Here is a 23,524-nt window from a genome sequence, read left to right on the forward strand (position 1 = left end):
TTTTATTTTATCCACACTGCTGGTCTGCATCAACTGCCAAAAGTAAAGCCGTGTATAGACAAAAAATCCAGAGTGTAAAGTATCTTTACACTCTGGAAAAAATGTCAAACATAAATATCCAATATATTACTTTTCTGCATCTGCTGTTTTAGTTGGGGAGATACCGCCCGTCATCAGAAGATACACACCATGGACAATCTGATCCAGATTTTTCGTGTCTTCCTCCGTCCACTCCCTGAGGATCCCGATAATGGCCTGACTGTGATACCGTATAACCAGCTTCAGCTCAAATCTGCTGCAGCCCTGGTATAAATTATTTTCCTCTATAAGCTGTTCAAACAATCGGTAGGTCTGCTGTTCCATAAGCCGTTCAATCTCGTCACCATAATTGGACTGAACCGTCTTTTTAATATATGGCAGTGCATTGATCGCCATAAGGAAAAAATATCTGAGAGCCGACTCCGCCTCTCTCTGGTTCCTGGCTTCCCGCATGAATTCTTCTTTACTCTGTTCCAGAATCCAGCGAAGCAGGTCCGGTATGTCCTCAAAATGATAATAGAAGGACTGCCTGGTAATATGGCACTCCTCTACAATATCTTTTACAGTCAGTTTCTTGACTTTCTTTTCGATCAGAAGCGTATGAACCGCCTCTGCGATCAGCTTTTTCATGTCCACGGGCATATACAGTCTCCTAAGATAATGATGCCCGGGGGCAAAAGATCTTTTGTCCCCAGCACCATAATTATGTAGTCAATAAAAAATACAGATTAACCGTTCCAAAGTGTGATTTTATAAATATCTGAATGAAAGAGATCATACTCCATCAGAAATAGAGAATTCCACTTAGGAATTATATCACATTTAGGATAATATAAATATACCTGTTCCTTCGAAATGATAGTAAATTGTTTATGTTATTAGTCCGTCACTCACTGTAATGATACGGTTGCTGCTTTTTGCCGCCTCCGATGAATGAGTAACCATGATAATCGTCTGTCTCCGTTCCCTGTTGATCCGCTGCAGCAGACTCATGATTTCTGTTCCGGTGCGGCTGTCAAGATTTCCCGTCGGCTCGTCCGCAAATAGAATTTCAGGGTTTCCAATCAATGCTCGGGCGATCGCAACACGTTGTTGCTGTCCTCCTGACAGTTCACGGGGGGTATGTTTTCGTTTATCAGATAAACCGACTACCTCTAAAATATCTTTCAGCGGTTTTTTATAGTCACGCATTTTCTTTTCGTCCAATAAAAGCGGAAGCATGATATTTTCCTCTACATTCAAATTGGGGATAAGATTGTAAAACTGGAAAACAAATCCTATGTTCTGCCGTCTTATCCGGCTCATTTTTTCATCATTGAATTTTGAAATATCCATGCCGTTCATAAAGACAGAGCCGCTTGTAGGCATATCAAGCCCGCCAAGAATATAAAGCAGCGTACTTTTTCCAGAGCCGGACTGTCCCATGATAGAAACAAATTCACCCTGAGCAACTTTCAGTGATATGCTTTTCAACACTCTTGTTTTAGTGCCGCCAAGTTGAAAATCCTTGACTATATTTTTGCCCTCAATGGCAACTTTTTCTGCTAATCCGTTCATTTAGCAATCCCTCCCTATTCAAATTTGATTTCTTCTACCAGTTTCATGCTGCGGCTTTTGATAATCGGTACTATGGAACCAAGCAGGGTGACGAGAATTCCTAAAAGCCCCGCTTTCAGAAATGTCCAGGCATCCAGTTCTGGAACCATTGAAATTTTGGGGCCCGCCACAAGAAAAATCGTCTGTATTTCCATATAAGAAACAAAAATAGAAATCATTGCGCCAATAAGCCCCGAAGAAAATCCCTCTATCAATGTCATTTTCCCGTTCTGACGGTTACTTAATCCAATGGATTTGTACATGGCAATGGTGCGCCGCTTTTGGATATAATTAATCAAAAGATTATTGATAACGCCGACAGCCGCAAGCAACAGGATAAAATAAGTCATGCTGTGCATAGGTTCTAAAAATGCGCCAACAGTAGATAATGCGTCAGCATTAAATTCATCTACGGTACGGCTCCAATTTGAGGTGTCCCCGAACAAAGCCCGTATCTGTACCATGATTGCGTCGGGGTCTGCGGCCGTATAAGCTAAAAAGTCATAGGCTTCCGCCCCAAAATCAGAAGTTGCATAGGCAGCAGGAATAATGGTTTCCACATCGGTTGCCCTTGATTTGAAGCTGCCGATAATCACATAATTATTTTCGCTCTCCCCATTTGACAGGCTGATTTCGTCCCCAACGGAAAATCCAGTTTGTTTCAAGCTGTCCTCACTCAAAACGATTGCACGTTCTCCTGCTTGAAAGGCGGCTACGGCTTGCTCCTGCATACTCAGATCTGCATAGCTAAGAGCCAGCATGGAATTATAGAGCTCTAAATCTTTGGTACCCTCTAAACGTGAAAAAGTCACACCCTCTGTCTGTATTTTGCCGTTAATCACATAGAGGGGCAGCACTTTTTCAATGCCCTCCATTTCTTCTACCTGTTCCACAAATTCTGGCTGCATACGTCCATCTGCAAAACCTTGAAGCTTGGCGCCATGAAAAACGTCGCTGATATAGGTCGTCACAAAATTTCCGACAACGCTGATTGCAATGATTGCGGATATGCTGATAAACAGCAGTGTAATGTTTTGTGTGATGTTCCGATTGTCTTTCATGTTGCGGGCAGCAATCTTACCCTCATTTCCGGCTATCACACCGTAGAAACGCTCTAATACTGCGCTTGCTATATTTGTGAAAATCGGTATCACAAAGATAGTGGCGGCAATCAGACCTAACAGGGAAAAGCCACCTGCAAGATAAAGCATCGTGCCGGACGCAAAATGCGGCAATAGTACAGACACGATAAACAGCACAACTCCTGTTCCGACAATTAAAGGGCGGGGGACACGCTTTTCTTCCACTGTACCTAAGACAACATCTTTTATCGGCAGCCGGCTCGCCTTGCGGACAGGCAGCCATGCGGAAAGCAAAGATACAATTACAGCAACAGCAAAAGATAGGAAAACGCCGGGGACAGAAATTACAACGGGGATTTCTATTCCCTGCGATAATGATTTGCCCATTCCCTGCAAAATGACTTTTAATACGATCATACCCATAGGAATACCAATCAGCCCGCCTGTGCAGCCGTAAAACAGACTTTCCAAAAGCAGAATACGGGTTACGGTCTTTTCCGTCGCGCCAATACTGCGGAAAGTGCCGATGATCGGTAAGCGGTCTAACGTAATGACTTTGTAACTGCTGTAAATGATAAAAATGCTCATAGTCAGCGAAAAGAAGCTGATAAGGAAAAACGGCATGGATTTCTGTCTTGCGTCGGCAGCTATCTGCGCTTCATTGACAACCTCTGATACCCTGTATTGCCCGTTATCAAGCGTACTTTGTAATTCAGAAATTAAATTACCTGTGGCGGTGGGTTCGGCAGGTTCAATCAGAATTTTGCTATAACCGTCGTCCCAGTCTAAAATTTCTTTTAAGGTTTCCAAAGGCAAAAGTGCTGTCGCGCCTCTTGTGTGGCGCAGGAAAACCGTATCATAAGCTGCAATTTCCGCCACTTCAAAATCCACCGATGAGCCGTTTATCTGTAAGGTAACAGTGTCGCCTTTTTCTATACCGTATTTTGATGTAAACCTATCCGGCAAGATAACCTGATTGCCGGAAAAAGCGGTAACTTCGCCGCCAAGCAGACGTGGTTTATTGATTTGATTTAACGCTTCCATATCAGCCGCCAATAGGTCAACTGTTTCATAGTATCCGTTTTCATGGTAAAGGGAAGTTCCTTCTACAATTCCCGCTTTTGTCTTTATGTCAGGCAGTTCAGGAATATCGTCTGCATGGACACCAGCCTCCACACTTTGAACTGAAACAGTTGCACTCCCCGCCATTCCGCGCGCCATTTTCTGTTGTGCGCTTTCATAGGACACGCCGATTGAAAAAGACACGAACAGCAGCATAGCAGACAACAGAATTGAAAGAAGCATAACGAAAGTTCTTGCTTTGCGCTCTTTTACGTTTGTTAAGATATACTTTAGAATAATTTTCAAATTCACACCTACTTTCCATGCGTCATTTCAACGCATTTTCAATTGCTTTCAGAACGGTATCACTGGTAAGCGTCGCGCCCGATACAGCGTCAACCTCTAATGTTTGTTCGGCGCATACTTTTCCGGCGATTGTTTCAGCCTGCCCCCTGTAAGAAGCCTTATGTTCCAAAATTTCAATACCCGTTATTTCATGGTTTTCTACGCAGACCCTGACAACGGCTATTAAAATCTTGTTTTGACAAACGCCGATATATTCGCCGTCTGTAACCGTATTTAAGTCCACCATGCCAATTTCCAACGTCTGCGGGCGCAGCAGTATTGCAAAGACCGCGAAGCACACAAGGGCGGTAGTCAATATCGTTGCTAAGAATGAAAGCACCTTTTTCTTTTTCATGTTCCACCTCCTCTTCTGCAAACAGAAAAAAGGCTGACCGTCACTACCTTTAACATAGTAAACAGTCAACCTTAATCTAATTTTTATTCTGCCTTAATTAACCTTAATTGCCGGGAAAATGGATAAAAAAAGAAGTCCCAACGCCGGGGGTACTGGAAACAGAAATTGTACCGCCGTGTAGCTCTACAATGCTTTTTGCAATCGCAAGACCTAAGCCTGTCCCCTCGGTTCTGCTCTCTGTATCTGTCCCCCTGTAATATCGCTCAAATAATCGTTCTGTTTCTGCCTCGCTCATTCCATTTCCATTGTCTGATATGGTTATGCCAACTTCGCTTTCAGAAGTTGAAATTTGTACAGTTACTTCTGTATTTTTTTCGCCATGTACAAAAGCATTAATAATTAAATTTTGAAACACCCTTGTGAAAAGTTTTTCGTCAAATGATAAAAGTGCTGTTTCTTCCATACACTCAAATAATATGGTGCGGTTTTCATATTCGGGACGGTTTAGAATATCTATAGACAGCTCCCGCAAGAAGCGGACAATGTTCTGTTCCTTTCTGTTTACTGGAAGCATACCGTTTTCTAATTGCCATGTTAATTTTAAGTCGTCGATCAGATTTTCCATGTATTCCGCATTTTTCAGCATAATACCCGCATACCGTTTACATTGCACCGGTGTTTTCTCTGTTTCATCATGCAAGATTTCTGCGTAACCTTTAATGGGGGATAACGGGGTCTTTAGGTCATGTGTAATGTTAGAAATCCATTCCCGGCGCAGACTTTCCGTTTCTTCACGCAGTTTGTCACTAGCCTTTACTTCCGCGTCCAATTCATTCAGGCTGTTATACAGGTCGCTAAATGCACCTTTCGCCTTGAAAGGAAAATAACAGCGTCCCGAAATATCCCCAATGGACATCATTAATCTGCGGATAGTTTTTGTCATGAAAAATCCATAAGCCAATCCTATAAAAATAACTGCTGTTAATAAAATGCCAGTCGTTAAGAAAACAAGCCGTTTCCCGCCTGTAAAACGTTCACCATTCAAGTACATGGTTACTTTTTGAATATTCAAAGGGAAGTAAAGAATATAAGCATAGTCCTTTTCACCCTCCGTTACTATGCCAACAAATGAGGTCATTTCTTCTGTAGCAATGTGTCCTATCTGATTAAGCTGTAAAAGGTCAGTATTGGAGTAATAGTCCTGTGCATTGTCCGGCCTTTGGCACGCGTATACTTCATTTCCGGCGGTATCCAGGATTTGCAGTCCGATGTGGTTATCCCGCAGTTGTTCTATGCCTGTCTGTTTTACTGTGGGGCTTCCGTCCACAAAGATAATGCAGTCCGAAAAATCCAAAGTAAAATTTTTAGCCCAATCGCTGCGGACATTTTTACCATTTGGGGTTGATATAGTGATGAGCATGGCAAAAAGGCAGCACGCTGCAAGGAGCGTCCCCAACAGCGACACGAAAAATATCGAGTATATATGAAAAGTAGTGCGGTAGCCGGATTGCTTCATTTAATCAGTCCTTTTCTTTAGCTTATAGCCCAAACCTTTTATTGTAATCAGCTGTTTCGGGCTTGACGGGGTATCCTCAATTTTTTCCCGAATATGGCGGATATGCACCATGATTGTATTGTCACAAATGCTGCTGTATTCACCCCACACCTGTTCATATAACCGGTCCTTGCTGATAATCTTATCTGCGTTTTCCATAAGATAAGACAACAAAAGGAATTCCCGCCCAGTCAAGTCGATTTCCTTTCCACTTTTATAAATCCGGCTGCTTTCTTTATCAAGCACAAGCCCTCCAACAGTCAGCAGTCCTTTTGCGTCTGTCCGTATGGCAGACTGATATTGTTGGCGGCGCAGCTGCGCCTTGATACGATAGACGATCTCCCGTGGGCTAAATGGTTTTGTGATATAATCGTCGCCGCCGCAGGACAATCCCAGTATCTTGTCAATATCATCATTCTTTGAGGAAAGGAATAGGATTGAGCAAAAAGAGAACTCCCGTATTTGCTTGCAAACCTCAATACCGTCAATGTCCGGCAGCATGATATCCAAAACAATCACATCTGGCTGATACTCGCGGCATACCTGAACAGCGTCCATGCCTGTGTACACTTTCTTGATATTTTCAAAACTATCTTGACGCAAAACTTCTTCTATTAATTCAACAATGTCTTTTTCATCATCTACTAACAATATTTTACTATCCATTGACCGCACCGCCTTTTCTTTTTCCTGTAATATATTATATACGGGCTTACGAATGATAGCAACAGACAGACTGCAAATAATATGCTCTATTACTATCAATACTATGATAAAGGCAAATGACATATCGCCAGCCAGATAGCGCGCCGGGTTAACGCCACGGGCAGCGTATACCGACAGGATTTAGAGGAAATCAAGTTTTTTCGAGAAATTTAGTGAAATGCTTTTAAATATTTAAAGTTTTTGATAATTATATCAGTCTTCCACCAATTTTTACTGATTGGCCATTCTTCCGGATATTCATTCCAATTCCATGTCACACTCCATGTCCCGTCCTCATTTTGTGTCTGCTGTATGAATTTACATTCAAAGTCACAGAGTTCCTTCATTTCATAGTAGAAATCACTCTCCTTTCTATGAATGAATAGAGAGGGCTTGCAGCTATAAGTTATATTCCAAAGAGAAGTATCATAAGTCAGTAATTTCCCGATTGCCTGCTGCAGCGTATCTTTAAATATATTTAAATCAACAACCTTTAATTCATCAACATCCTTCAAATAATCATACAATTCCACAAAACAAGAGACTTCATGCATGGACTCAAGGGATGCGCTGCTTATTAAATAGTCATACGCTTCTCTCAGCAGCCGGATTCCTAAAGTATATGCAGACGAGGTCCTGTCTGCATATTTCAGCATAAATCCTGTTAAACTGGCTGTAGGATTGTAACCTGACTCTTCCTGGACATTGAATGACCACCAGGGTGCATGTGGATATTCATTGTTAGAGGGAACAGTATTTAATCCGCTCCAGAAATTCCCATTAAAATCAGGAGTTGTTTCTAAATAATTCAAAATTTTAACAATCATAGGATGCTTTTTATCTTCTAAACCTATCTCTTCTACTATTCTGGTGGCAACCCATGTCTGCACCGGCGTTGACTGCCGGTTCCAGCAATCTGGTTCAAGAGCATGTGCAAATCCGCCATCTGGATTTTGGTAAGCCATTAGATATTTAATAACCTCCTGTTTGTCACCGTTTTCAAACAGATAATTCCATCTGGCAATATCAAGCGGCCGTGCATTTCTATATACAAAAGCTTTCGATTTTTTTAATATATCCATAGTTAGTCTCCTTTGCAGCTTCCAATTTTTCCGGACAAGCCGTAAATTATTAATATCCCATTGCTGTTTTTACATCTGTAAAATTTTCATTTTTATCCTCCACTCATGAAAATCTGCGGTAAATGGTATCCATCAGAAATTAATATTTGCTTTTTTTGCCTGGCTGCACAGGTCCCGTACATTGAGGGTATAATTCTTCCCATCTTTTATAAAATGGGTTCCGCACTGCCTGAATTCAAAATGAACATTATGGGCAATGCATTGTTCCCTGATATCAAGAACCCAGCCATAGTCCAGAGGACGGGCCATCTTATCAGACTCCCCGCCAACCACCACCAGCTCAACATCTTCCAGATACGGTTCCAGATCTACTCTTTCAATCAAAGGCTGGCATATAATGTTTTTATGCTTAACAGGAAGTTCCCTGAATATAGATAACCTGTAATCTGCACGGTCCTGGTTTTCTATCGTGCATCCAACCGTTACATTTTCATATCCATCATTCCAATCATCAGGAATGCAGTCCGGGAACCGCTCAATCCTTTTTGTCAGAAAAATGAAGTGAAGATCCGAGCGCTCCCGGATCATCTGCCAGCATTCACTGCGCCATGCATCCGCCTCTTCAATCAAAAAATCCGTGGAAAAGCAGAGGTAAACTACCTGCCCGGATTTCATTTTATATACACCTAACTTATTCTTTGCAACAGGGGCATAAAAGTTGTCCGTTTTTATGATTTTGCCGGTATCAACTCCTCTTCTGGAATCGCCCTTATGAATATAACAATATCTGCATCCCTCACTGTATTTATGACAGCCACGCCAGGGACTCCACATAGCCATAATACCACCTCTCATTCTGTCTCTATATTTTAACAGATATTTTAAAAGATGTCCTCTTATTTTATGCACCAAAAAGGCTGATTTGATTGCGGAATCCCTGTTATTTTTCCTGATCTGCAAATAAGCATCCGCCATTTCACTTCATGCCACCACTTCTCCTGATATTTCTCTATATTTTCAAAGCTGACTGTTTCTCCATCACTTTCTTTCTCATAAAGAATTCCTCCTATTCTCCCGCACGGAAGGTAACTTCCACAGTACCGTCTGCCAGTGCATCTGCAAACCCCTGTGAATCTTCAATATGACCGATTCTGGTATAACTGTAAGAGGTGTTAAAATCATCAAAAAACAGGACAAGGCAGTCCGAACCAAACAGCATGATATCTCCTGTCTGAATATTCCCTACATGTTCCGAGTCCGTGGGCAGCCCATCCTCCAGATAATAGAATTTTTCATTTCCATTCAGTTCCTCCATAAGAAGTGTCAGGGGAAGCCGTTCCTTTAATGTCTTTGCTGTCTCATTATCATATAAGATTGCCTGAAAGCTCTGTCCGCCTACATTGATCATTATTCCCTGCATCTGTGTGCCTCCTGATTCTTCACTATTCTGTGTCACTTTATCAGCCTGCGAACGTACAGACCCACTATTTTCTTGGCTGCTGTCACCGCTGTTTCCACAGGCAGCCAGCAGAATTACAGATAGTACTGCCATTAATATACAGAAGTATCTTTTTTTCACGTCATCTTCCTCCTATCACATACTTAAGTACTTAAAAAGCCAGCCTCCCTGAAGAAGACTGACCTTTTACTATCTAAATCTAAAGGAAAATATAGAGCCATTTTTCTGGAGCACCCCATATACTTTCTATGAACCATAATAGTCATTCATGGACTGGTGACTCACTTAATCATCCCATACTTCCTTCGCCATATTAAATACCGCCCAGCCCTTTGGCCAGCCTACATAAAATGCACAATGGGTAATAATCGCTGCAATTTCTTTCTGGGTAACACCTGCTGTCTTTGCATTTATGAGATGGTACTTGAGGGATGAATCCGTAATACCGGAGGACATCAGTGCTACAACGGTAATGATACATCTTATCTTATGATCAATATCCTGGTTATTCCAGTTCTCACCGAAAAGCACATCATCGTTAAAATGTGCAAATTCAGGAGCAAAATCTCCTAATGCTGTCCTGCCTGCTGTTTGGACAATCTTTTCCATATTCTTTATTCTCCTTTTGTTAATGCGTTATATTTGTGTTCACTACAATGATATATGAATTCCTTCTTCCAAAGAAGAATAATTTTGTTTATATTGTATTAACTTTTAGTTTATTCAATCAACATGACAAACGCATACCCCTTTCTTTCCTAATACCAATCGTGCTTCTCATCACGATTGAGTGCTTTCATCTGCTCCATTTCATCATCTGTAAGCTCAAAACCGAAAATATCCAGATTTTCTTTGATATGTTCCGGATTCGAGGAACCCGGCATAACGATGACTCCATTCTGGATATCCCATCTAAGAATCAACTGGGCCGACGATACGCCATGGCATCGGCTCAGTCGGAAAAACCAACTGACTTTATCTTTCCATCTGCCACATACTGCTCCATGACCTTATACGCCTCAACATCTCTGGCACCCGGATGATGTAATAACATGAAATCAATATATCCGATGTCTAATTTCTCCAGCGCCTCCTCATACTTGAAAAGCATAGTTAATCATGATAGTATGACGATAGAGTTACTATTCACAGCCCCGCAAAAAACGCAGTTCTGCGAAAGGAGTTTTTTATGGATATCCGGGTACTACAATATTTCCTTGCCGTTGCAAGAGAAGAAAATATCACTGCCGCTGCTGAGTCTCTGCATATGACACAGCCTCCGCTGTCGAGGCAGTTAAGAGAACTGGAAGAAGAACTGGGCAAGACATTATTTATACGTGGAAAGCGGAAAATAACTTTGACGCAAGAGGGACTAATTTTACGAAAAAGAGCTGAAGAGATGATAGAATTGATGGAAAAAACAACCTCTGAAATTCGATCATCCAGCAAACACATAAGCGGTGATATCTATATCGGAAGTGCAGAGACCGACGCCATGCGCCTGGTGATAAGAACCATTAAGTCCATACAGCAGGATTACCCTGAGATCCGCTTCCATATCTCCAGTGGACATGCAGAGGATATCGAGGAAAAACTGGATCGGGGCCTGTTGGATTTTGGTATATTTATTGAACCTGCCGCTATGCAAAAATATGACTTTATCAAACTTCCTGCTGCGGATACTTGGGGTGTGCTCATGCGAAAAGACTCTCCCCTGGCTGCCAAAGCATCCATCCGGCCGGAGGATTTATTTGACCTGCCGCTAATCTTTACCAACCAGGAACTGGCAAGCAACGAATTTGCCGGATGGAGCGGTGGGGAATATGACCGGTTAAATATCATCGCCACCTACAATTTGCCTTACATGGCTTCTCTCATGGTAGAGGAAAACGTCGGATACGCCCTGGTCCTTGATAAGATCATTCAGACCGCTGAAGGCTGTCCGCTGTGCTTTCGGCCGCTTGAACCTAAACTTGAAGTGAGCATTATCGTCGGCTGGAAACGTTATCAGGTATTTTCAAGAGCTTCCGAAGTTTTCCTAAACCTCTTGCAGCAGGATATTACACTAAATATTTCTTAAAAAATTCAGTCATCTTGTCAAATGGAATCACATCTGTCCTGTCATATAAATCCGTATGGACTGCCCCCGGGATGATCATAAGCTCCTTGTTATCACCTTCCAGCTTTTTAAAGGCATCTCTGCTGAAATAACAGGAATGTGCTTTTTCTCCGTGAATTAACAGCACTGCATTTCTGATCTCCTGGCTGTACTGCAAAATCGGCATGTTAAGGAATGACAGGGATGATGTGATATTCCAGCCGCCGTTTGAGTTCAGTGACCTTGCATGATACCCTCTGTCTGTCTTGTAATAATCATAATAGTCTTTTACAAAGAACGGAGCATCCTCAGGAAGGGGGTCCGCCACGCCCCCGGCAAGGGCATATTCACCGTTTTTATAGTCCGTAATTCTCTGGGCATTTAGAGCCTTACGCTTCTCATACCGGGCTTTTTCAGTGTCCTCGGAATCAAAATATCCTTTTGCGTTGACCCTGCTCATGTCGTACATGGTGGAAGCCACCGTTGCTTTGATCCTCGTATCAATGGACGCTGCGTTCAGCGCCATCCCGCCCCATCCGCAGATACCAATGATACCGATCTTATCAGGATCAGCCATGTCCTGGACGGACAGGAAATCTACTGCCGCCTGAAAATCTTCTGTATTAATATCCGGTGAAGCGACATACCTTGGAGTTCCTCCGCTTTCTCCTGTGAAGGACGGATCAAAGGCAATGGTTAAAAATCCTCTTTCAGCCATTGTCTGTGCATACAGTCCTGAAGCCTGCTCCTTTACCGCGCCGAATGGCCCGCTTACCGCGATAGCTGCCAGTTTTCCCTCTGCGTTCTTCGGCACATACATATCTGCCGCAAGTGTAATGCCATAACGGTTGTGGAAAGTCACCTTGCTGTGGTTCACTTTTTCACTCTGCGGAAATGTCTTATCCCAATCTTTTGTTAAATTTAACTGTTCTTTCATCATCATAGATTCCTTCCATTTATAAATATTTAGTTAAATCAGAAATTTGCAATCCACGTTACTGCCTGCTAAAATAATCTGCAATCTCTTCCATCCGCTTCTCCTGTTTTACATGAAAAGGACAGCGCGACTCGCAATGTCCGCATTTAATGCAGGCATCTGCCTGGATGGGGAGCTTTCTGTAATGCCCCGCCGCCATTTCATCCCCTGCAAGGGCAAGGTCATAATATTTGTTGATTAATCCGATATCAAGTCCACCGGGACATGGCTGACAGTGATTACAATAGACACAGACCCCTTTTGCATCTTGGGGAGTAAATTCCCCGATGACAGAATAATCCTTTTCTTCCGGGGACGCAGTTACATATTCAAGCGTTGTCTCAAGATCCTGCATATTGCGGACACCGGGCAGCACGGTCAAAACTGCCGGGCGGTCCAGAGCATACTGAAAACATTGTTCATGGGTCAATGCTCTTTTAAAAAGGGAAGTTTTTGCATCCAGGAGCTGTCCGCCTGCAAAGGGCTTCATAACCGAAATCCCCACGCCCATCTGTTCACATTCCCGGTACAAGCTGGCACGTTCCTCTACCTCCCCGATGGCATACTCCCCCCTCCGGTAATCATAGGCCGGATTGATGCTGAACATCATCATATCCACAAGTCCTGTGTCCAGTATACGGCGGGCTATGTCCGGATTGTGGGAGGAAAATCCCAGATGGCGTATGGTGCCCTCTTTTTTTAAAGCTTTCATATACTCCCAGATACCGCCGTTCATCACCTCATCCAGATCTGTCCTGTCATCAATACAGTGGATGAACCCCACATCTGTGTAGCAGGTATCCAAAAGCTTCAGTTCCCAGGAAAACTGCTCCCTGATGTCGTTTAAATTTCGTGTCCACCCATAATTTCCGTCTTTATAGACTGCTCCAAAATGCATCTGTGTCATTATTTCTTCCCTGCATCCGGCAAACGCCTTTGCATATGCATAAAAGGGCGCCTGCCTGGATGGAGCCATGTCAAAATAATTGATTCCGTTTTGAATGGCTGCACATATCACATCCGTCATTTCCTGTTCTGTGCCGGAAAGACTTCCGCTGCCCAGTCCGATCACACTGATTTTCTCTCCTCCATGAGGCAAAGTACGATACTCCATAATTCTCTCCTATCCAGGCTAACAGCCTTAAAATTTGTAACGGTCAAACTAGCCTTTTTCCATCATAACCTTCATCTCTTCCATATACTTTGGAATATCAAATCCCTGGGGACAATGCCTCCTGCAGGAGCCACAGTTCACACAGGCAGATGTTATCCTGAATGCCGTGAAGCAGATAAAAGTCAATGTATTCCATTTTAAGCCGCCTAAGCTGTTCGGCAAATTGTGCCCTGAAGTCCGGATCTGCCTGCAGATTGAATTTATCTGCCACATAAAAGCTGTCACGGGGATACTCTGCCAATGCCTGCCCCAGAAACTTTTCGGAATTGCCTCCATGGTAGATATAGGCAGTGTCATAATAATTGATTCCTTTCTTCATACAGTCATCAATGACCGCTTTAGCCCCTTCATAATTGATCCTGAAGTCGTCCTGATTCTCTATGGGCAGTCTCATGACTCCCATACCCAGTCTGGAAAGCCTGATACCGTCTTTATATGCTTTATACTGCATTTTTCTTCCCCCTTAAATATAAAATCACTATCCGCTTATTTTTTATCTGATATACTAAATAATCAAGACAGTAAATCTTCTTTTCTTCTTTATGTATAACGTTTAATAATTCATTTCTGTGTTTTTCCAACAACGCCAGCTGCTCTTCCTTCTTGTTCCTGTCAAAGTATAAAAGAAAATCTTTAATGGTGTCCGGACTGCATCCCGCATCTTTTAAGTTCTGAACTACAGCTTCTCTGGATTCTGAATACATCATTTATTTCACAGCAGCCTCCTGTATTTTCATGCTTCTTTATCTAAAAGTTCATCTGCCATGATACTGCACTTTGCATCCTTATCATCCATAATAATGCTGCCCACAGCCGGAACACGGATCAATCCTGACCGCGGGTTTTTAATACTGATCACAGGTGTTAAGATCGTCGCTTCCACATCTGATTTTTCAAAAGCCAGGTCTGTGTCTGTCATTTCACAGTTGATCAGCTTTAAGTTCCTGCAGTAACAGAAAGGCTGCGTGCCGGTGATCTTGCAGTTGACCAGTGTCAGACCATCTGAATACCATGCAAGATATTCCCCTTTTATGACGCTGTCCTTTACCACTACATTCTTCGCATGCCAGAAAGCATCCTTTGTCTCAAATTGGCATTGGTCAAAAACCGCATCTTCAATATACTGGAAAGAGTATTTTCCTTTCAATGTCACCTGTGAAAAATCCAGATTTTGGGAACGCATGAAAAAATATTCGCTTTCTGCACTGCTCTTACGCATCACAGTATTTTTTACAGACCAGCCAAATTCCGGGGAAATGATATCACAGTCCTCCATCAGAACATCGCTGCATTCCCTGAGTGCCTTTATTCCATGCAGTTTAGACTCTGTAATTTCAATATGGTCAGAATACCATAAAGCTGCCCTTGACAGCTCTGTCAGTTCTGTATGATCGATTTTCAGTCCGTGATCATGCCAGAATGGATACCGCAGATTCCAGAAACAATTCTCCACTTTAATATTACTGCATTCTTTTAAGGCGCTTTCCCCATCTTCCGGCCCATCAAAGCTGCAGTTTCTTACAAGGATATCACTCCTTCCATAAAGAGCCCGCTCCATATCAAATCTCTGGTTTTCAATCACTTTCATCCTTATTTCCTCCTATGTTTTTTATCTGAAGGCTTTTTATACATTTTACAGGTTTTCAAAGCTTCGTTTCTCTCTGGAAACAGTATAAATCCGGCCTCCAAAAATAGCAAATACTTATATTTGATTCATTTGTATAATTGAAACCTATTCTGCTTTATGATAAACTAAAGCTGAATAAGTTCTAAACAGAAATCCATTGAACAATAAGTGTTTAACAGATATGAACATATATTTCAGATAAGGGGGTAATCAAATGGAATTACGGGTTCTCCAGTATTTTCTTGCGGTTGCGAGAGAACAGAGTATTATACGGGCCGCGGAATCACTGCATCTTTCCCAGCCCACACTTTCCACACAGATCAGGCACATGGAAGAAGAGCTGGGCAAACAGCTGCTGATCCGAGGCACGAAAGGCTCACGGAAGGTGACGCTGACTGAAGAAGGGATGATACTGCGAAAACGTGCAGAAGAGATTCTTGAACTTGTAAAGAAAGCAGAAAAGGAAGTCACCCTTGCCAATGACATTATTATTGGAGATGTCTATATCGGAACAGGTGAGACTGACGCAGTGCGTATTCTGGCAAAAGCTGCAAAAAGTCTCCAGAATACATGTCCCGGAATACAATACCATATTTCCAGCGGAAACTCATCCTATGTAAAAGAATGCCTTGATAAAGGCCTGCTGGACTTTGGGATTGTATTTGGGCCTGTAGATTTAACGAAATACAATGCACTTAAAATGCCGGTTAAAGATACCTGGGGAGTCCTGATGCGGAAAGATTCCCCACTTGCAAAAAAGGAGGCAGTTTCACCGGAAGACTTATGGGATAAACCCCTCATCATATCCCAGCAGGAGGACAAAGGCGGCGCATTGACCCAATGGCTGAAACGCCGGGTATCAGACTTAAACATAGCCGCCACCTATAACCTTATTTTTAATGCTTCCCTCCTGGTAGATGAAGGCCTGGGATATGCCATCTGTTTTGATAAGATCATCAATACAACGGGGAACAGCAGCCTCTGTTTCCGTCCGCTGGCTCCAAAGCTGGAGGATGAGATGAGCATTATCTGGAAAAAATATCAGATGTTTTCTAAACCTGCCGAAAAATTTATTGCCATACTGCAGGAAAGTTTAGAAAGCCAAAATTGACATGCTGATATTGACGGCTCATCCACTCTATTTCCCTGGAATTTCAGAATCTTCCTGGTCATCCTGCCTGCACAGTAATATAAAAGCTGTCAGAGATAAAATGGCGCCAATGCCCGAAAACACAATTGCAGGCATTAACTCCCCGGCCACATCTGTATATGATGCGGAAGAAAGTACTGTCCATCCGCTGTCAAGACCGATATTTTGAAATGCATAGCAGGTGGGCACAATCCCCTCAAAATACCAGATCGTACCGCTCTCTTCGTTTTTGACGCGAAGTAAAGCCTCTTCCAGGCTTTCGCCAAGGATCTTCTTCCCCTTCAGCCTGGATTCCAGGGTGGTGCCCAGGAGTGATTCATCGTTGCCCGACATGCACTGCTGGTTTTTACCAAGCAGAACCGTATGCACCGGCTGAGATGCCAAAACTGCACGCACATCGCTATCATAGATTGCGGCAAATACAGCGCCGTTGTTCTTGGCATCGCCGCCGACTGCAAATGCAACTGTATAATTAAGTGTGGTACCGTCAGCGCCGGCCAGGAAAACATCTGTGATCTGCGGCTCGTTAGTGACCCAAAGAGTCTGGATATATTCCCGGCTGTTCAGATTGGATACCGCCTCCTCCTTGTCTGCCCTGTAGACGCCTCCGTATGTGTCCACAGCCCGGATCATCTGATAACCCCATATCTCATTGTATTGATCCAGGCGTCCGGCCTTCTCCTGGTATGGAATATCTTCCGGCATCATCCACGGCTCCCCGGATATCATCTCAAGAAGCTTTAAAGTAGATTCCAGATTGTTCCTGATCTGGCCGTGTGCGCTGAGACAGCTGGTTCTCGCTGCCATGCTGCAATACCCTGCAACGCCCGTACACGGTACTATAATGAAAAAAGCGCTGGCAGCGAGACAGCAGATCCTGCTTATTTTCTTCCGTCCTGTTCTCTTCATACTTTTCCTTCATTCCCCTTTACATATGATTGAATACTGTCGTACAGCAGCTGAACCATAAGAGGCTTGGAAAGCCGCTGGTTCATCCCTGCCTCCAGTATCTCCCTATTATCTTCCTCCAGGCCGTTGGCCGTAAGCGCCAGAATGGGAATACTTTTGGCCAGCGGATGATTGGAGGCTCGTATACGGCGGGCTGCTTCCAGCCCGTCCATCACCGGCATACGGATGTCCATTAGGATCAGATCAACAGGTGCGGCTGACGGATCCAGAAAATATTCCACAGCCATCTGGCCGTTCTCCACTGCTTTTACCTCTGCGCCCGCCTGTGTCAGCAGTTCCTGGGCGATCATGGAATTGATGGCATTATCCTCTGCCATGAGAATACGGATCCCTTTCAGGGAAACCTCCTGCTGTATGGGTTCAGCTTCCGGCACTGTCTGGTCAACGTCTGCCTGAAGCGGAAGAACAACTGTAAAAACAGTACCTTTATCTGGTTCACTCTCAACTGAGATACTGCCGTTTAAAACCTTTACAAGTTCCCACATTATAGCCATCCCCAGCCCTGTACCGGTCTGTGTCCTGCCATACGTGGTGTCCTCCTGGGTAAAAGGCTGGAATAAGATCTCCTGAAATTCCTTCTTCATACCGCAGCCGGAATCACTTACAATGATACATATCCCTCCGCTTAAGTCCTCGGCCAGGGAAAGGTCTACAGCTCCATGCTCTGTAAATTTAACTGCATTGGAAAGCAGATTTGTCATGATCTGCTGAATCTTTTTTGCGTCCCCCACATAAAAACGTTTTTTCAGACCCGCAAGGTCCACGCACAGCTCAATCCCTTTTTCCTGTACGGCCGGGTCAAATACATGGGCCGTTTTTTCACTCAGCTCATACAGGTCAAAACGTTCTGTCCTGACCTCCACACTTCCGCTTTCAATTTTTGCCATATCCAGTACATCGTTTACAATATCTGTAAGCTGTTTTACTGAATCCTCCATACGCCGCAGATACTCACCCTGCTTTTCAGTGTCCGGGCCGCTTGTTTTCAGCAGCTGAAGTGTCCCGGAAATCCCGTTAAGAGGTGTCCTGATCTCATGGGAGACGTTGGAGAGGAATTTCCCTTTGAAGCTGCTTTCTTTTTGTGCAATTGTAAGGGCCAGCTGCATTTTCCTGTTTTTTAATAGAAACCCGACTGCTGCTGCCGCAATAGCCAGGATCCCTGCACTTAAAACCAGGATCATATTGATCTCGTTCCTGGTATTAAGTACAGAGGTGCGGGGCGTAATAGTTAAAAGAGTCCAGTAATTATAACCCAGCGGCTCGTAAAACAGCACCCTTTCTTCTCCATATGCAGTGTAGGTCACAAGGCCGGAAAGCTGCAGATTAAGCCTTGTGGCCACTTCTTCCACCGTAGCCCCGTCATTCAGGTCATAAACCTCCAGATCCTTAATGACATTGTGCCCTTCTTTATCTTCTAAAGTGTCAGAACTGTTCCACAGATGGTTTCCCTCATGATCCACAATAGCCACAAAAGCCCCCGCATTCCCATATGTTGTATCCATGAGCAGATCTGAGATAGTGCTGAGGGGCAGATAACTATAAATAGCAACTGCAGAGGAGTCACCCTGTCCGTCCCACAAAATGCGGAATAAAAGCTCATCCGCCCCATTTACGGCATTTTGTGACAGAGTTACCGTATATGGATAATTGTGCACATCCAAAACATCGATGGGTTCGTCGAACACCTCAATCTCTCCTGTGTAAGAACGTGCGGTGCCGTCCTTTAAAACAAAGCCTATCCCCTCCAGAGAGGAGTTATCCAGATAGCGCTGAAAGGTATGCTGTATCTCATCCAGATCCGTAATCTGCCGGTCTATAAGTTCACTTTTTAATAGGATCATCTGCTCTGTATATTTGCTCAGGTGGTCGGAGACCCGGTAGGTGATCTGTTCAGAAAACCGCTCAAATGCAAGCAGGCCGCGCTTGGTGGAATTATTCATAAAGTAAGAGACTGCATAAGTGATGCTGACTGTAACAGCCGCTACATAGATCAATAACAGCACAATGGTACGCCACTGTTTTTTGTTAGTCTGTTTCATGTACTTCTCCCCCTTTCCAGCGTCCTGCCGCTGACTGTCCCAGGCGTTATTGTTCCAAAAACTGCCTGGAAGGGTTCCTGTTCCCGGATCTATTTCCACAATGCTGTTCCGTCGTAGACCTTCATGGCAGCTTCATAGTATCCCAGTCTTCTGCACTCCTCCACCACAAGGCGGTAGACCTCTTCAAACATCTGCACAGATATTTCAGAAAACATCTTATGATCTCCTGCACAAAGCGCATGGACTGCCCTGGCGGACTTCTCATGAACCTCACAGTTCACAGACGTTTTCTCTGTGTTCAGCAGTCCCGGAATACTGCGCCCGATACGGAAATTTCTTTGCAGCAGGGCAAAAATAGAGCCCAGCGCCTTTATCCCGATGTTCCTGGTGATCAAGTCCAGAAGAATGGCCGGGGTGCGTTCGTACAGATAATCCTCATTCCACAAGCGGTCGATTTCTGCCTTCACTGACTGCAGCTCTGCCCGGGAAATGTTTCCGGCTGCGCATATGGAAGCTCCCTCTATGATCAGTGTCAATAACTCCAGTGTATCCAGATAGCGCCGGACATGGCAGGCTATCAAATGCCCCGGCACATGCACCTTCCTGATATCATCTTTGTCCATCTCCACAAAAATGCCATTCCCCCGTACAGTCTTCACAACACCCCACTCCTGCAGTATCTGTATTGCTCTGATCGTTGTATCCACACTGACTCCATATATCCTCTGAAGTTCTTTGTGGGGCGGAAGCTGGTCTCCCCGCTGGTACCGGCCGGCTGCTATTAGTCCCATGATATCCATATACACAGCAGAATATCTCACCTCAGAAACCGCCAGCAGCTTCTCCATCTGTTTACTGCCAAGAAGGACTGCCGAATCAGGAGCCACGTTAAAAGAAGGCGAAGCTCCGTCATTCATCCCGTACATACCGGACATATCATCAAAATATACGCTTTCAGGCGCTCCTCCTGTTTCAAGCGCACCCATAAATGCCTGCACCTGTTTATAATACCGTGTTCTCATCACAATATCATCCTGCAAAGGCCTCAGCTCAGAAAGTCCCAGGCTGTCAACAGCCTCTAAAATCAGGGAATTTTCATTTCTTGCCACAAAAAACCTGTAAAACTGTTTAGATAATCTCCAGAATTCCGGTGCATTTTCAACCTTCATATTATCCAGGATCCTGCGGGGAATTTCCAGGTCTGCCTTTCTGCAAAGTGAGATCCCCTTTTTTATCACCGGATAGCACAAGAGCACACCTGTTTTCAGCACATCGCTTGTAACGGCTTTATCTATTTTCTCAAGGGCAAGCATAGTCGTCCTGTGACCTGCCTTCCTGTCTCCACATACCACAGGGCGCTTCCTCTGTGAGGTTTTGATAAATCCTTTTTCCTCCAGCATAGCCAAAGCCCGGCGGATCGTTTTTTCTGATGTTCCAAACTCCTGGCACAGATCCGCCCTGGAAGGAAGGCTTGTCCCCTCCGGCAGCAATCCGCATTCAATTTTATTTTTAAGTATTTGAAAAATTCTTTCGTACATCAGCATATCCGTCTGTCTTCACCTTTCACAAATTCTGTTTTCATGTTGTCAATTTCTGCCATGCCGGCCGGCGGCCTGTTTTTTTTCCTGTTCACGGTATGCCATGGCATATGTGCCGATGATATCATCCATGACAAAGGGCTTTGCAATATGCGCATTCATGCCGCTGTCCAGACACTTTTGAACATCCTCACGGAAAGAGTTCGCTGTCATTGCTATGATTATAACACTTTTCGCATCAGTACGGGGAAGTGAACGGATAGCCTGCGCTGCGCTGCAGCCGTCCATCACTGGCATCTGCACATCCATCAGTATCAGATGGTAAAAGCCTTCAGGTGATTCAGAAAACCGCGCCACAGCCTCCCGTCCATTTTCAGCTGTGGTAACACTGGCTCCCGCATCCTGCAGCAGAGCCCCTGCGATATCCAGATTGATCTCATTATCTTCCACTACCAGAACACGTGCCCCGTCCAGTACGGCAGGCTCTTCTCTTTCCTGCCCGGAATGCTTCGGATCTGCCAGCGCTTTCATAAGCGCTTCTATATCGGAATGGAATACAGGCCAGCACAGGGTCGCATCAGCGCAGCACTGCACGGCCATGTCATCCAGCTCATCCTGATCCTGTCCTGTTAAAATAATTTTAAGATCTGGATTTTTGCCAGCTTTTCGAATCTTTTCCGCAAACAGCTGCATATTTTTAGAAACATTCCACTTTATCAGATATAATTCATAGGGAGTCCCCCTTTGTGCTGCAGCCTGAAGCATACCCAGGGCATTCTCCTCATCGTATGACGAATCAACACTGAAATTCTCCTTTTCAAGCACTTCAGCAAGATGCGTATTCAGTTCAGCCACCGGGTTCACCACAAGGACCATCTGGCCCTTTCCGCAGCGCTCCATGTTTTCTTCTTCATCCACCGGCGCACATTCAAAGGGCAGATCCACTGTAAAGGTACTTCCCGCTCCTAACTCACTGCTGACGGTGACTGAGCCGCCCATCAACTCCACAAAATTTTTCGTAATAGGCAGGCCAAGCCCGGTACCGCCGTACTGCCGGACAATTCCGCTGTTTTCCTGTATAAATGGCTCAAAAACGCGGTCTATATTCTCCGGAGCGATTCCCCGGCCGGTATCCCGGACTTCAAAGCGCATCCAAATCTTACTCTCTTCACGCTTCAATTGCCTCACACTCAAACTTACATGTCCCTGGGCAGGTGTAAACTTCACTGCATTTGAAAGCAGATTAGTCAATATCTGGTTTATGCGGAGCGCGTCGCCTATCAGGTACTCTGAGATCTCACCGCACAGAAAAATCTGGAAATCGATCTGCTTGCTTACAGCCTGCACATGGAACACAGTCATAAGCGCCTGAAGAAGACGCCCCAGGTCAAACCTCTCAGGATTCAGTTCGATTTTCCCGCTCTCAATTTTTGACATATCCAGAATATCATTGATCAGGGAGAGGAGGTGTGTTGACGAAAGTGTGATCTTATCAAGACAATTGCGCATCCGTCCGGGTTCGCCTACATGGTTTTTTCCAAGCTCTGCCATCCCCATAATTCCATTGAGCGGCGTGCGGATCTCGTGGGACATCTGAGAAAGGAAATCACTTTTTGCCCGGTTTGCAGTCTCCGCCCTCTCCTTTTCCATTAACAGCAGCGCATTGCTGCGTTTTTCATTGCGCCTCAGCAGCAAAAAGAAAGTAAGCACTGTGACAAACACGATACAGAAGATTCCCACACCCACAAGTACCATGAACTGACTAAGGAATACGATCTGGTCGTTGACAGTTTCGTATGCCATACTTGTAACCATATACCAGTTCGTTCCACGGATGGGCAGATAATAAAGATAGACATGATGGGTGCCTACAGTCAGAAGGGTCAGTCCGCTTTCCCCAGCGCCTATCGCAGCCCGGAAGGACTGATAATCATAGCCTTCATCAAAGCTGGCCTGCTGTTCATAGATGGTAAACAGGTTTGTCCCCTGTAATGCATCTTCCGCAAAGGTGCTCTTGATCACAAAGTCACCATCCAGAGTTACGATATTTGTGTATGAATTTGTATCTGTCTCGCTGTCCAGCCCCAGCTTCACTCCAATGTCGGAAGTATGTATCCCGACAATAACGGCAACAAGACGGCTGTCCTTAAACTGCACAGGGGGCATGCTGGTGCCAAGCAGGATAGTCCCGCTTTCCCAGATTGTTTCATTAACAGAGATAAGTTCGCCGGAACCCGTCAGCAGTCTGTCAAGGTCTGAAATTTTCGACATGGCAGGAACTGCCCCTTCAGGAGAATAGGCAATTCCTCTGTCACTTATGAATGCAATATGCGTGAAATCATTATCTGTCTGTACCTGTGCCAGGAAAAGCTTCAGGCTTTCCTCATTTTCCAGATCGTTCTCAGATATTGCTTTCATAACTGTGCGGATCTGGGAAAACTGGCTGTCCAGGTTTGTCTGAAAATGGCTGTTAAGCTGCGTTGTCATTTCCCGCAGATAGACCCCGCTGATGTTTGTCACCGTTCGTTCTGATACTTTCTGGTATACTGCCGCCGCAAGAAAGCAAAGGATAGCGACCATCAGAAGCAGCGCGGGAATAAAAACAAACATTATGCGCATATCATTCATTTTTTTGTTATTTTTCAATGCCTCTCCATCCTTTCCGCCTGCGGG

Annotated in this window: 22 protein-coding genes and 1 pseudogene; 2 read left to right on the forward strand and 21 right to left on the reverse strand. The window is 44.4% G+C overall.

The window, feature by feature from the left end; translation table 11 throughout:
* Positions 1-126 precede the first annotated feature (126 nt).
* From NSB28_RS01445 to NSB28_RS01500, 12 genes and pseudogenes are all read right to left on the reverse strand, one after another.
* Positions 127-681, reverse strand: a complete 555-nt coding sequence (locus NSB28_RS01445; protein ID WP_109624541.1) for a TetR/AcrR family transcriptional regulator — start codon at positions 679-681, stop codon at positions 127-129.
* A 228-nt stretch (positions 682-909) separates the two neighbouring features.
* Positions 910-1,596, reverse strand: coding sequence for an ABC transporter ATP-binding protein (locus tag NSB28_RS01450; protein WP_109624540.1), 687 nt, complete (start codon positions 1,594-1,596; stop codon positions 910-912).
* 14 nt (positions 1,597-1,610) lie between these two features.
* Positions 1,611-4,085 carry an ABC transporter permease gene (locus NSB28_RS01455; protein WP_257497448.1) on the reverse strand — a complete coding sequence of 825 codons (2,475 nt, stop codon included), beginning with the start codon at positions 4,083-4,085 and terminating at the stop codon, positions 1,611-1,613.
* A 22-nt stretch (positions 4,086-4,107) separates the two neighbouring features.
* Positions 4,108-4,479 (reverse strand): FMN-binding protein, encoded by a 372-nt coding sequence (locus NSB28_RS01460; protein WP_109624538.1) that lies wholly within the window; start codon positions 4,477-4,479, stop codon positions 4,108-4,110.
* A gap of 103 nt (positions 4,480-4,582) precedes the next feature.
* On the reverse strand, positions 4,583-5,995 hold the full coding sequence (locus NSB28_RS01465) for a sensor histidine kinase (protein WP_109624537.1): 1,413 nt from the start codon (positions 5,993-5,995) through the stop codon (positions 4,583-4,585).
* Positions 5,996-6,700: a response regulator transcription factor gene (locus NSB28_RS01470; protein ID WP_109624536.1), complete on the reverse strand. Its 705-nt coding sequence runs from the start codon at positions 6,698-6,700 to the stop codon at positions 5,996-5,998.
* Between the two features lie 209 nt (positions 6,701-6,909).
* Positions 6,910-7,821, reverse strand: a complete 912-nt coding sequence (locus tag NSB28_RS01475) for a hypothetical protein (protein ID WP_109624535.1) — start codon at positions 7,819-7,821, stop codon at positions 6,910-6,912.
* 132 nt (positions 7,822-7,953) lie between these two features.
* Positions 7,954-8,661, reverse strand: a complete 708-nt coding sequence (locus tag NSB28_RS01480; RefSeq protein ID WP_109624816.1) for a DUF5131 family protein — start codon at positions 8,659-8,661, stop codon at positions 7,954-7,956.
* Between the two features lie 226 nt (positions 8,662-8,887).
* Positions 8,888-9,400, reverse strand: coding sequence for a cyclophilin-like fold protein (locus NSB28_RS01485; RefSeq protein WP_257497384.1), 513 nt, complete (start codon positions 9,398-9,400; stop codon positions 8,888-8,890).
* 171 nt (positions 9,401-9,571) lie between these two features.
* A pseudogene (locus NSB28_RS01490) lies at positions 9,572-9,889 on the reverse strand (carboxymuconolactone decarboxylase family protein); the annotation flags it as partial.
* Between the two features lie 149 nt (positions 9,890-10,038).
* Positions 10,039-10,203 carry an aldo/keto reductase gene (locus NSB28_RS01495; RefSeq protein ID WP_257497385.1) on the reverse strand — a complete coding sequence of 55 codons (165 nt, stop codon included), beginning with the start codon at positions 10,201-10,203 and terminating at the stop codon, positions 10,039-10,041.
* Positions 10,204-10,232: 29 nt separating this feature from the next.
* The gene (locus NSB28_RS01500) at positions 10,233-10,391 is read right to left on the reverse strand and encodes an aldo/keto reductase (RefSeq protein ID WP_257497386.1); all 159 of its coding nucleotides are present in this window, start codon (positions 10,389-10,391) and stop codon (positions 10,233-10,235) included.
* A 78-nt stretch (positions 10,392-10,469) separates the two neighbouring features.
* Here NSB28_RS01500 and NSB28_RS01505 point away from each other — a divergent pair, with 78 nt between their 5' ends.
* Positions 10,470-11,360: a LysR family transcriptional regulator gene (locus tag NSB28_RS01505; RefSeq protein WP_109624534.1), complete on the forward strand. Its 891-nt coding sequence runs from the start codon at positions 10,470-10,472 to the stop codon at positions 11,358-11,360.
* Here the strand turns inward: NSB28_RS01505 and NSB28_RS01510 are convergent.
* The 5 genes from NSB28_RS01510 to NSB28_RS01530 form a co-directional block, all read right to left on the reverse strand.
* A complete protein-coding gene (locus NSB28_RS01510; protein ID WP_330665324.1) occupies positions 11,341-12,321 on the reverse strand; it encodes an alpha/beta hydrolase in 981 nt (326 codons plus the stop codon). The genes NSB28_RS01505 and NSB28_RS01510 overlap by 20 nt on opposite strands.
* A 52-nt stretch (positions 12,322-12,373) precedes the next feature.
* A complete protein-coding gene (locus NSB28_RS01515) occupies positions 12,374-13,468 on the reverse strand; it encodes an aldo/keto reductase (protein ID WP_109624533.1) in 1,095 nt (364 codons plus the stop codon).
* Between the two features lie 97 nt (positions 13,469-13,565).
* The gene (locus tag NSB28_RS01520) at positions 13,566-13,979 is read right to left on the reverse strand and encodes an aldo/keto reductase (protein WP_109624532.1); all 414 of its coding nucleotides are present in this window, start codon (positions 13,977-13,979) and stop codon (positions 13,566-13,568) included.
* The gene (locus NSB28_RS01525) at positions 13,969-14,235 is read right to left on the reverse strand and encodes a hypothetical protein (protein WP_109624531.1); all 267 of its coding nucleotides are present in this window, start codon (positions 14,233-14,235) and stop codon (positions 13,969-13,971) included. Before NSB28_RS01525 ends, NSB28_RS01520 begins: the two co-directional genes overlap by 11 nt.
* Positions 14,236-14,261: 26 nt before the next feature.
* Positions 14,262-15,116: a DUF3737 family protein gene (locus tag NSB28_RS01530; RefSeq protein ID WP_109624530.1), complete on the reverse strand. Its 855-nt coding sequence runs from the start codon at positions 15,114-15,116 to the stop codon at positions 14,262-14,264.
* A 253-nt stretch (positions 15,117-15,369) separates the two neighbouring features.
* Between NSB28_RS01530 and NSB28_RS01535 the strand changes: the two genes are divergently transcribed.
* Entirely contained in the window at positions 15,370-16,266 is an 897-nt protein-coding gene (locus NSB28_RS01535; RefSeq protein WP_109624529.1) for a LysR family transcriptional regulator, read from the forward strand.
* Positions 16,267-16,293: 27 nt separating this feature from the next.
* Here the strand turns inward: NSB28_RS01535 and NSB28_RS01540 are convergent, their stop codons facing one another.
* The 4 genes from NSB28_RS01540 to NSB28_RS01555 form a co-directional block, all read right to left on the reverse strand.
* A complete protein-coding gene (locus NSB28_RS01540; RefSeq protein ID WP_109624528.1) occupies positions 16,294-17,214 on the reverse strand; it encodes a hypothetical protein in 921 nt (306 codons plus the stop codon).
* Complete coding sequence (locus tag NSB28_RS01545) at positions 17,211-19,313, reverse strand: ATP-binding protein (protein ID WP_257497387.1); 2,103 nt, start codon at positions 19,311-19,313, stop codon at positions 17,211-17,213. Before NSB28_RS01545 ends, NSB28_RS01540 begins: the two co-directional genes overlap by 4 nt.
* A gap of 89 nt (positions 19,314-19,402) precedes the next feature.
* Positions 19,403-20,857 carry a GntR family transcriptional regulator gene (locus NSB28_RS01550; protein ID WP_109624526.1) on the reverse strand — a complete coding sequence of 485 codons (1,455 nt, stop codon included), beginning with the start codon at positions 20,855-20,857 and terminating at the stop codon, positions 19,403-19,405.
* Between the two features lie 42 nt (positions 20,858-20,899).
* Positions 20,900-23,497, reverse strand: coding sequence for an ATP-binding protein (locus NSB28_RS01555; protein WP_257497388.1), 2,598 nt, complete (start codon positions 23,495-23,497; stop codon positions 20,900-20,902).
* Between the last annotated feature and the right edge of the window lie 27 nt (positions 23,498-23,524).

It is taken from the genome of Murimonas intestini (assembly GCF_024622195.1).
Lineage (GTDB): Bacteria > Bacillota > Clostridia > Lachnospirales > Lachnospiraceae > Murimonas > Murimonas intestini.